This is a genomic window from Brevibacillus sp. HD3.3A, from assembly GCF_013284375.2.
Taxonomy (GTDB): Bacteria; Bacillota; Bacilli; order Brevibacillales; family Brevibacillaceae; genus Brevibacillus; species Brevibacillus parabrevis.
Genome location: NZ_CP085874.1, coordinates 3241300 through 3252239, shown reverse-complemented (window position 1 = coordinate 3252239; position 10940 = coordinate 3241300). Strand labels below are relative to the sequence as shown.

Here is a 10940-nt window from a genome sequence, read left to right as displayed (position 1 = left end):
AAGGAAAATCGCGATGGAAAATGCTCATGCGCTCAGCGAGAAAATCGCCATCATCGGCATGGCGGGAAAATTTCCGCAAGCGGAAAACATTCAGCGGTACTGGCACAATCTGGTCGAAGGCGTGGAAGGAATCCGCTTTTTCACAAAAGAGGAGCTGTTGGAGTCGGGCGTAGACCCGGCTCTGCTCGATCGGCCGGACTATGTGCCGGCTTGCGGTCAACTGACAGAGATCGAATGGTTTGATGCAGCCTTTTTCCAATATACGCCGCGAGAAGCGGAAATCATTGATCCCCAGCAGCGCCTGTTTCTGGAAGCTGCCTGGAATGCGCTGGAGGATGCCGGACAAAGCGTGTCGCAGCTTGACGGAGCGGTAGGCGTATTCGCCGGGATCGGGGCGAACAAATATTTGACGCATGTGGTCAGCCGTCCCGACTTGCTGCGCATTTTGGACCATCGCCAAATCGAGGTCGGAAACGACAAAGATTTTTTGACGACACGCGTTTCCTACAAATTGAATTTGACTGGCCCGAGCTTTTCTGTACAGACGGCTTGCTCCTCCTCGTTGGTGAGCGTGCACCTGGCATGCCAGAGCTTGCTGAACGGGGAGTGCGACATGGCCTTGGCGGGAGGCGTGTCTGTCCAGTTTCTCGGCAAGCATGGCTATTTGTACAAGCAAGGGGGCATCGAATCGCCGGATGGACACTGCCGCTGCTTCGATGAAAAAGCGGAAGGAACTGTCTTCGGCGATGGCGTGGGCGTGATTGTGCTCAAAAGGCTGGATGAGGCCATCCAGGACAAGGATCATATTTACGCAGTCATTAGCGGTTCGGCCATTAACAACGACGGCGCAGGCAAAGTGGGATACACCGCTCCCGGGTTCGAGGGCCAGATTCAAGTCATTTCCGAAGCGATGGAAGTGGCCGGAGTGACTCCGCACGAGATTGGCTATGTGGAGGCACACGGCACAGGAACGAAATTGGGGGATCGGGTAGAGATGGCGGCCCTCAAGGAAGTTTTCAAGGAGCGCGATCCGGCCGATCCATGCTACATCGGATCGGTCAAAGCGAATGTGGGACATCTGAACACCGCTTCCGGCATCGCTGGCCTGATCAAAACCGTTCTCGCCATCCACCACGAAACGATCCCGCCGCTCTTGCATCTGCAAAAGCCGAATCCGCAGCTCGAATTGGAGAACAGCCCGTTCCGGTTGAATAACACCCCGGTGAGCTGGCGTGCGGAGGCAAGCAAAAGGGTGGCTGGCGTCAGCTCGTTTGGCATCGGCGGGACCAATGCGCACGTAATTGTCGAAGCGCCTCCAGCGATGCACTTCCGGGAAGAAGCGAACGAGTGGCAACTGCTGACGATTTCGGGGAAAACAAGTGCGGCGAGACAGCGCAACTATGAAAATGTGCTCGCTTTTCTGCGGGAAAATCCGCAAATTAACCTCGCACAAGTAGCCTACACGCTGCAAACAGGCCGGGAGTCGTTCGATTTTCGCGGGATTGTCCTGTGCCATGGGCAAGAGGCGCTTGCCCATCCAGAGAAGCTGCGGTTCGTTTGCAACGAGATAGAGGGGAGCGCGGAAGAGAAGGCGGTCGTTTTTGTCTTTTCACCAGCAGGGAGCGCCACGCATGGCGACTTGTATCAGCAAATCCCTTTCTTGCGGGAGCAGATGAATCAATGCTTCCGGTTCGCGGAACGCATGTTTCGGCTGGATGCCAACGCGATGCTGGACAATGATTCGCCCCATGGCACAATCGCACTGTTCATCCTAGAATACTCGCTGGCGCAGCTATGGCTTCACTGGGGAGTGGCGCCAAAAGCGATGGCGGGGGATTGGCTCGGGGAGTACGTCAGTGCGTGTCTCGCAGGCGTTTTGGCTTGGGAAGACGCTTTGCAGCTGCTGTTTTTCCGCGGGGATTTCCATGCAGACATCGCGCTTGCTCAACCGACGATTCCGTTCTTGTCGAATCGAAGCGGCACGTGGATAACGGAAGAACAGGCGACCTCCTTGGACTATTGGCGGGAGCTGCTCGGCTTTTCCGGTCAAGGGATGGATGTCGCCAGCTTGCCTGCACTTGCCCAGGTGAAAAAGCCCGTGTTTCTCGAAGTCGGTCCAGGGAACAAGCAGCTTGAACGGCTGGCAGCAAGCGAACAGTTCCACTCCGCGCCATTGCTGCCTTCCTTGCCTGCTTCCACGGAAAGCGAATCCGCCTGCAAAACGCTGCTTGGCTCGTTAGGGCGACTGTGGCTGTACAAGGCGAGCATCAACTGGAAAAACGTCCATGCGCCACAGCACCCGCGCCGACTGCCTTTGCCGACGTACGCTTTTGACAGGCAGTATTACTGGATTGAGCGATCGTTCGCAGCGCCTGTGGACACATCTGGCAGCGAAAAGCGGCTGTCTCCATCTGCGCTTCTGATCAAACAGGGCGACCAGTTCATCCGGGACGGACAGGCCAGCTACACGCTAAATGCGCTCCAGATGCGGCAACTGGAAGAACTGCTGGCGAGCTTTTCTACTGACTCTCCCGCAGAAAAGCTCGCACCGCTCGTCAGCGCTTCGGCTCCCGCGCAGCCGCCGCGTCAGCAGCGACAGGAGGACATGGCCGCGTGGCTGTGTACCATTTTAGAGGAACTGCTCGGCAAAAAACCAATCGGCGTCCATGACGACTTTTTTGACCTGGGCGGCGATTCCGTGACGGCCATCCAGTTCGCTTCGCGGTTGAAAGAACAGCAGATTGAGATTGCCTCCGATCTGCTGTTTGATTACTCGACGATGGAGGAATTGGCGAAGCAAATTCGACTGGAAAGCGACAGCCAGCCGTCGACGGAAGCAGTGGCGGGGGAAGACCTGACCATACAGGAGCAGCAGGCGAGGCAGATCAGCCTGGAAAGCAACAGCGAATCATCCGGGAACGCTCTGCCAGATGTCACGCCAGGCACGCTGTTTTTCAGCATCGGTCAGGCCGATCAGGAAATTTTGCGGGGTACAGTGGATGCGCAAGAAGTGGAAAGCGTCTATCCGCTGACCTTCATGCAGCTGCTTGTCTTGAACCACAATATTCTTCACGCCAGACAAGGCACTGTCAACGTGCTCTCGTTCCCGATTGCGGAGGAACTGAGGCTCCACGATTTCCGGATGGCCTGGCAGAGAGTGATCGACCGCCATTCTGTGCTGCGAACCGGGTTTATCTGGAGAAGGATATCCAACCCGGTGCAATTCGTGAAAAGACAAGTAGAGGTTTCTATCGACGTGCTTGATTGGACAAAACTGTCTGAGGCAGAGCAGCAGCGCGCTTTGGGCGAATGGATTGCAGAGGAACGACAACAAAACTTCAAGGTGGATGAAGTTCCGCAGATGCGTTTCCAGCTCATCCAATACAGCAAGGCAAGCTATCAATTTGTCTGGACCTATCAAAATTCCCTGTTTGACGGCTGGAGCATGAATCTCATTTTGCAGGAAGTATGGGCAAACTATCAGCTTGGCGAATCGCTCATCAGCGAGCCGCACATGCAGGCGACTCCTTTCCTCGACTATGTGAAGTGGCAAAAACGGCAGGATGACCAGGAAGCGAAGCGTTTTTGGACAGAGGAGCTAGGCAAGTTCCGCTATCAGGAGCAGTTTGTGCAGACGACACCAAGCCAGCGAAACAGCTACGTGAGTGCTGTGAAAAGTGTTGCCCTTGCGCAAGACGAGGTCTATACTGTAAGAGAATTTTCCAGAAAGAACCAATTAACGATAAATACGGTAGTCTTAGGTGCGTGGGGATTGGCGCAAGCGCGCTTGTTCGCACAGCATGACGTGCTGATCGGGATGATTACATCGGGACGGGTCCCGGAAATCGAGCAAATGGACAAAATGGTCGGATTGTTCACAAACAGTCTGCCAGTCCGGCTGACCTACAGCGACACCGATCAGGTCAAAGCGTGGTTTGTCGCCTTGCAGAAAAAAATCGTGACCATCAGGCGCTACGAGTACATTACGTTGCAGCAAATTGCCCAGTGGTCGCAAATCCCGCTCGATTTTTTGCAAACGGTGATCAACACGCGAAGCCTCGTGTATACGCATTTCCCGTTTCAGGGGCAAGCTGGCGAGCAAAGGCCGTTTCAAGCCGAGAGCAGCGGTCAACTCCATCTTCCGCTGCGCCTGTTTGTCAACCCGGGAGAGGAACACTTTACGATCCGGGCCGAATACGACAGCAACCAATTTGCCCACGACACTGTCGCGCAATTGTTGGACGAAGTGAAACGTCTGCTGGTGGCTATCCCCAGCGCTGACGGAGTCGCCGATTTGTGGGCAGAGGCAAAAAATCAGATAAAGTAGGGCGCATGCCACGTAGGAGAATGATTAACGATATGAAAATTGCCATTGTCAATGGACCGAACATGAATCTGCTCGGATTGCGGGAAACCGGAATTTACGGGACCGTCACCTGGAAGCAAATCGAGGACAGGCTGAACAAACTGGCTGGTGAATGGCAAGTGGACGTCCTCTTTTTTCAATCCAATCACGAAGGGGAAATTGTCGATTTCATTCAACAGCAACTGCATGCCCTGGACGGTGTGGTTATAAATCCGGCGGGTTTCTCCAAGACCGGATACTCAATACTGGACGCGTTGACCGCAGTCGGCATTCCCTATGTCGAGGTGCACATGTCCAATATTTTTGAACGGGGCGGCTGGCATGCTGAATCGATCTTTTTCGCAAACGCTGTGGGACATGTGATCGGCTTGAAGGCCAATGTGTACGAGCTTGGTTTGCGAGGGATCATGCAGCACGTCAAGGAACAGCGAACATCGATCAGTGGGAAGGAATGGAGAACGGGTGCACATTGAAGTCTACAACGCCAAGCTGCATAATCTGAAAAACATTACAACGACGATTCCCAAGCAGCAATTTATCGTGGTCACGGGAGTCAGCGGGTCGGGGAAATCCAGCTTTATTTTTGACACCTTGCATCACGAGGGACAGCGCATTTATTTGGAAGCGCTGGGCATTGCGCACGATGTGCTGCACTACGACTCGTTTGACATGATCCAGGGACTGAGTCCGACGATTGCCGTACAGCAGAGAACGGTCAGCAATCTGAACCCGCGATCGGTCGTCGGCTCCGTCACCCGCATCCTCAACTTGTTGGCGATCATTTATGCCCAGGAGGGACAACGAGCGGGCAAAGAGGCAAGCCCTTACCAACTGGACGAATTTGTGCCGGGGCTGTTCATGTTCAACTCTCCGCACGGCTCATGCCCGGCTTGCGGAGGGCGGGGCAGCGTGGTCGAGGTGAACGTGGAGAAGATTTTGCCGTCTGAGCGCGAAACGATTGAACGCTGGCATCAGTTCGCCTACCAATTCCCCAACGCGAAAAAAGAGGAAAAGGAGTACGTGTACAAGCGGCTGGACAATTTCACCAAGCACTTTCAGTTGAGCGCGGACACGCCTTTTGCCGATTTGCCGAGGGAAGCCAAGGAAACGTTTTTGCATTATCGCCCCAAGCGGACGCAGAGCAAAGGCCACCTGATCTTTTACGGAGTCAGTGTCGTCATTGAAGAAAAGCTGAAAAAGATCAACGTACAGCAAATTCCCGATCTACAGACGACGCGGCCGTGCACGAGATGCCAAGGGTTCCGGCTTGGACCAAAAGCGCTTTCCATCACGATCGAAAACAAGCATATCGGACAGCTTAGCCAAATGAACGTAGGCGACCTGGCAGCGTTCCTCCGGCATTACCAGACGGCGCGGCCGCATACTCCTTTTATTGCCCATTTGCTTGGAGAGATTTTGCGCAAGCTGGATTGTCTGGAGACGGTCGGCTTGTCCTATTTGAACCTGTATCGCGAAATCCCGACGCTGAGCGGAGGGGAGACCCAGCGGCTGCACATCATGTCGCATTTGTCGGCTAAGGTCGATTCGATCATCTACATTTTTGACGAGCCTACAGCCGGATTGCACGAAAAGGAAAAAGAAAAGATCATCGAAAGCTTTCATCGGTTAAAGCAACAGGGAAATACGGTCATTGTCGTAGAGCATGATGAAAGCGTCATCAAGCATGCCGACTACATCATCGACTTTGGCCCTTTGGCTGGCCAGCTTGGCGGTACGATCGTCTATCAGGGGAGCTTCCCCGGCTTTCTCCATTCCCGCAATTCGATCACTGCCCAGTATTTGCGCGAGAAAAAGCATCCTCGCAAAGAATACGCATGCGGTGTGGACGCGTCTGCTGCCAAGCTGTCGATCCGAAACGCGCGAACAAACAACCTGAAAAACATCGACGTCGATATACCGCTACACGCCATCGTCGGAATCAGCGGACTGTCCGGCAGCGGCAAAAGCTCCTTGGTGATCGATACGCTCATTCCCAAGCTCCAGTCATCGTTCAAGGCAAAAGCGGGCAAGCAAAAACCGCTGGTGGAGGAGGAAGAGGAGCACGACGACGACTTTGCCCATGCGCAAGCCGACGCCAAGCTTTCCGGAGCCGAAAACATTGATGGCTGCATCGTCGTTACGCAAAAGCTGGCACGCCGCCATGAAAATTCTTGCGTAGCCACGTTTTTGGGGGTATGGGACCACATCCGGCATATTTTTTCCATGCAGGAGGAGGCCATCGCCCTTCAGTTTACGCGCAGCTCTTTTTCGTTCAACTCGACAGGCTCGTGTCCGGTTTGCAACGGAAACGGGCATATCAAAAGATGGCTGGGGCAGCTGACGTTCAGCGACCCGTGCCCTTCCTGCCGAGGCAAGAGATTCAAGCAGGAAGTGATGCAAGTTCGCTACAAAGAGCGCACGATCTCCGACATTCTGGAGATGTCGATTTCCGAAGCGCACGAGTTTTTCCAGGATCACGCCAAAATCAGCAAAATGCTCGGCACAATCGAAGAGCTTGGCATGGGCTATATCCTCATCGGGCAAAGCCTCACTACATTGAGCGGCGGGGAAGCCCAGCGCTTGAAATTGGCGAGAGAGCTGGGGAAAAGCAGCAAAGGAAGCTACTTGTACATTTTGGATGAACCGACTGTCGGACTCAGCTACTATGACACCGAAAAATTGCTGGTGATTCTCGGCAAGCTGATCGCAAGCGGGCACTCTGTCCTGCTCATCGAGCACGATCCGTACGTGCTCTCCTATTGTGACTACTTGATCGAGCTGGGACCAGGCGCGGGCCACAAGGGCGGAGAAATCATCGCCAAAGGAGCGCCCGCAGAAATCAAAAAGCTGGCTGGCTCGATGATCGCTCCCTTTTTGGAATAAAAGGCACAACTTGCTTGTAGCCATGCACGAAAAATCCTGATTCGAAACGGAAAAGAGGAGATGCTTGTGAAGAGCGTAACGCTGCCAGTCGTCCAGCCGCCCATTTACGGCTATCAATTTTTTGCCTTTCCTCTATGTATCGTCTTGCAGGACAAACGAAGTCTGCCCTGGCTATACAGCAATTTTATCCAGGTGTGCTTCGACAAGCGCCCTGATCCGCCTGTTCCGTTTACGTTTTACATTCACGACTACACGCTGAATCCATGGCTGCACGTCGAGCAATTGCAGCGGGGCACGATGGGCATCGTCAACAGAAACATCGTCGATTTCGTTCGCGATTGCCTCTTGGAAGGCTACTATGTGTACCTGAATGTCGATGAGTTTTACATTCCCGAGCGCGCGGTCTATCAAAAAAGCCATTTCTCCCACGATGTGCTGGTGCACGGAGTCGATCTTCAGAACGAAACCTTTCAATTGCTCGGCTTTACAGACAAACAGATGCTGGCCACGACGAGCGCGTCCTTCCAAGACTTTGCGCTGGCGTATGACAGCATCGCCCAGATTGATCACCAGGCCGTTTGCAATCGCATCTACTTGTACAAGGTGAAGGATGCGGGAGCGTATGAGTTTGATCTGGCATTGGTGCAGGAAACGCTGGAAGAATATTTGAAGTCGAGCAACACGTCCAGGCGATTTCGCATGGTTGCCAATCCGTGGGATCATTGCGCCTACGGATTGGACACATACCCGTGCCTGCAAGACTATTACGAGCGCTTGCTTGCGGGCAAAGCCAGCCTCGACGTTCGTCACGTCCACAGCTTGTGGGAGCACAAAAGCTTGATGGTAGCCCGGATCAAGTACATGGAGGAACACACCGACTATCTGACCTCGCCCAATCAGCTTCGTGCGGCGTATGGCGAAATCGAGCGCAAAGCGCGGAATACGCGCAATCTCATGCTGAAATTTTACATGCAGCAGGAAGAGGCGATCTTGCATAAAATCATGCGGTATCTCGATGAACTAGCGGAAGCGGAAGCGCTGGCGATCGAGGAGTTTTTGAGCGTGCTGAAAAGGCATCAGCCGCAACTATTGTAGTTTTTCGCGTTTCCTCGGCCGTTTGCCCAAGCAGAGCAAAGCCTTTTCTATTTTCCAAACAATGAACGGAGGATACTTGGATGATAACCAAAAACGAAATTGAAGAAAAATTGGTGCACATCTACATGAGCCAGATGCAAGAGCTGCAAGTAGGTCCAGAACAAGTGCAGCAGAGCGGAGTCGATTTCTCTTCCCAGCACATTCGCTTGCAGGATGTCGGGATCAACTCGCTCGGCTTTATTCGCTTGGTGGTAGCGATTGAAAACGAATTTGGGTTTCAATTTGACGATGACATGTTAAATGTCGAACTGTTTGAAACGATCCAGCAGTTGATTGCCTACATCGAGGGCAAAGTGAGCCAGTAAGACGACAACCGCTCGGCTCTTTTGCCAGAGCATATCATTCCTTTTGAAAGGTGGAAAAACCGATGAAATTTTATGCAGATTTACCGATGTGGCTCCATCACCATGACCAAAATCAGCTCCAGATCATCCATGAGGCCGCGAATTTGCTGGAGGCAAACGGTTTTACCGGGTCCTTGCTGTTTTATCAGCACACGACTCTCGATCCGTGGATTGTGGCGACCAGCACCTTGCAAGCTACGAAGGAGCATTTGCCGATCATCGCCTTGCAGCCAAATACGATTCCGCCGTTCACAGCAGCGAAAATGATCCACTCGCTTGTGCATTTGTTCGGGCGCAAGGTGGCGTTAAATATGATCCCCGGTCAATCGCCATCGGAGCTTAGACAAGTCCATGATACGGTTCCGGCCGAAGAGCGGTTTGATCGGCTGGTCGAATATATCGAGATTTTGCGAGCCTTGCTCGACTCGAATGAGCCTTTGACCTACGAAGGCAAATACTTCACCTATCATGACCTGCAAGTGTTTGCCAAGGTCGAGGAAGATTTGAAGCCGATTATTTTTATGCCAGGCGCTTCCACTTTGTTTCAAAAGGCTGCCCACCAGTCGGTCGATGTCGCCATCCAGTTGGCAAGCCCGGTCTCGCAGCTTGTCAAAAGCTTTGACATTCTTTACGACTCCCATGTGGAATTGTGTTGCCGGCTGGGGATTATCGCGCGCCCGACTTCTCAGGAAGCGCTGGAGATTGCCAAAGAGGAAGTTCCGATGCGCTTCATGCAAATTGTGAAAAAGCAGGGGAGAATGGCCGGATTTTATACGGAAGAAGAAGAGCGGATTTATTTTCCTGTCGAGCAAGGCAAGGCGTTCCGCGGCCCGTTGCTGGTCGGCTCTTACGACGAGGTGGCGAGCTATTTCCGCCAATACAAAGAGCTGGGAATCAAGCATGTCATTTTAAGCTGCATACGTTCCCAGGAAGATTTGCATCATGTGAGACAGGTGCTTGATCGAGCAGGCGTGATGGACGCGGTTCAGCCTGTTTCCTAAAAACAGCCAACCTTTCCTCGCATTGACAAGGAGGACGGGCATGAGGTAGTATATTCGTAATGGTTTCCATATAAATGCATTTTTGTTATTTTGAACTATACATGATATACGGTGATTTTAGAAAGATAACTTTAGCCAGACAAAAGTTATCTTTCTAAAATTTATTTGTGATAAAACTTGCCCTGCCAGATGAAAGCGAACGAGAGGGAAAGTTTTTTCCTATATCCTCGTCAAAACAACCTGATGTATTTTATTGAAGCTTAGGCACATTAGAGTAACTCAGGGGCCATACGACATGGTGTAGTGTATACAGATTCGATACACGAAATGGCGGAGCTATGCCCGAAAATAGGCTTGATCAATCATGCTTGGCTTGAACAAAGGGGAAAACAAAGTGGAAAATAATAGCGGCTCTACGGATTGCATGAAGTTGTTTTGCTTGCCGTATGCAGGCGGATCGGCCACTGCTTTTAGCAAGTGGAAACGGGGGCTGGACCCCAGAATTGAGCTGGTGCCAGTAGAGCTGGCGGGAAGAGGGCGGCGTTTTCGCGAACCTTTTTATCCTTCTTTGCCAGACGGCGTCAAAGACATTTTTCCGTTTATCAGGGAGCAGAACGGCGATGGCGAATATTCGTTGTTTGGACACAGCATGGGAACGCTGTACATTTGTGAGCTGATGAACCAAATCTGCGAGCACGGCTGGAAAAAGCCGCGCCATCTGTTTTTATCCGGGATGTATCCCCCGCATATTCGCGACAAGAAAAAGATTCATCACTTGCCGGATGACGAGTTCATCCAGGAAATCATCCAGCTTGGCGGCACGCCCAAGGAAGTGGCGGAAAACCGGGAGCTGATGCAAATTTTCACGCCTGTTCTGCGGGGCGACTACAAAAACGTCGAAAACTATTTGCTGGAAGCGGCCCCGGAAATGTGGGACATCAATGTGACGGTTTTGACAGGCGATGACGATGACCTCGTGACGGCAGACGATATTAGCCAATGGAGAGCGTACACAAGCGAATCCTGTACGATCGTGACCCTCCACGGCGGACATTTTTTCATCCACGAGGAAGAAGAGAAAGTGATTGAAATTATCAATCGCACCTTAACTGCATAAGACGCGCGTATGCGAGCAGCTAACCCTTGCCAGTGACTGGTGAAGGGTTCGTTTTATTTTGGCTGTAAACAAAT

The 10940-nt window shown here is 52.5% G+C and carries 7 protein-coding genes; all 7 read left to right on the top strand.

Annotated elements, in window-relative coordinates:
* Positions 1-13: 13 nt before the first annotated feature.
* The 7 genes from HP435_RS15150 (at position 14) to HP435_RS15120 (ending at position 10866) form a co-directional block, all read left to right on the top strand.
* Positions 14-4327, top strand: a complete 4314-nt coding sequence (locus tag HP435_RS15150; protein WP_122966468.1) for a beta-ketoacyl synthase N-terminal-like domain-containing protein — start codon at positions 14-16, stop codon at positions 4325-4327.
* A 32-nt stretch (positions 4328-4359) separates the two neighbouring features.
* A complete protein-coding gene (locus HP435_RS15145) occupies positions 4360-4839 on the top strand; it encodes a type II 3-dehydroquinate dehydratase (RefSeq protein WP_122966469.1) in 480 nt (159 codons plus the stop codon).
* A complete protein-coding gene (locus tag HP435_RS15140) occupies positions 4829-7249 on the top strand; it encodes an ATP-binding cassette domain-containing protein (RefSeq protein ID WP_122966470.1) in 2421 nt (806 codons plus the stop codon). The genes HP435_RS15145 and HP435_RS15140 overlap by 11 nt, the downstream gene beginning before the upstream one ends.
* 60 nt (positions 7250-7309) lie before the next feature.
* Positions 7310-8344 (top strand): BtrH N-terminal domain-containing protein, encoded by a 1035-nt coding sequence (locus tag HP435_RS15135; protein WP_217365768.1) that lies wholly within the window; start codon positions 7310-7312, stop codon positions 8342-8344.
* Positions 8345-8424: 80 nt separating this feature from the next.
* Positions 8425-8709, top strand: coding sequence for an acyl carrier protein (locus tag HP435_RS15130; protein WP_173597314.1), 285 nt, complete (start codon positions 8425-8427; stop codon positions 8707-8709).
* Between the two features lie 62 nt (positions 8710-8771).
* The gene (locus HP435_RS15125) at positions 8772-9749 is read left to right on the top strand and encodes an LLM class flavin-dependent oxidoreductase (RefSeq protein WP_173597315.1); all 978 of its coding nucleotides are present in this window, start codon (positions 8772-8774) and stop codon (positions 9747-9749) included.
* Positions 9750-10143: 394 nt separating this feature from the next.
* On the top strand, positions 10144-10866 hold the full coding sequence (locus HP435_RS15120) for a thioesterase II family protein (RefSeq protein ID WP_173597316.1): 723 nt from the start codon (positions 10144-10146) through the stop codon (positions 10864-10866).
* Positions 10867-10940: the final 74 nt, after the last annotated feature.

Bases quoted from the DNA above. Each gene is read 5' to 3' on its own strand.
- HP435_RS15150 (WP_122966468.1), top strand. From the start codon at position 14: ATGGAAAATGCTCATGCGCTCAGCGAGAAAATCGCCATCATCGGCATG.
- HP435_RS15125 (WP_173597315.1), top strand. From the start codon at position 8,772: ATGAAATTTTATGCAGATTTACCGATGTGGCTCCATCACCATGACCAA.
- HP435_RS15130 (WP_173597314.1), top strand. From the start codon at position 8,425: ATGATAACCAAAAACGAAATTGAAGAAAAATTGGTGCACATCTACATG.
- HP435_RS15145 (WP_122966469.1), top strand. From the start codon at position 4,360: ATGAAAATTGCCATTGTCAATGGACCGAACATGAATCTGCTCGGATTG.
- HP435_RS15135 (WP_217365768.1), top strand. From the start codon at position 7,310: ATGCTTGTGAAGAGCGTAACGCTGCCAGTCGTCCAGCCGCCCATTTAC.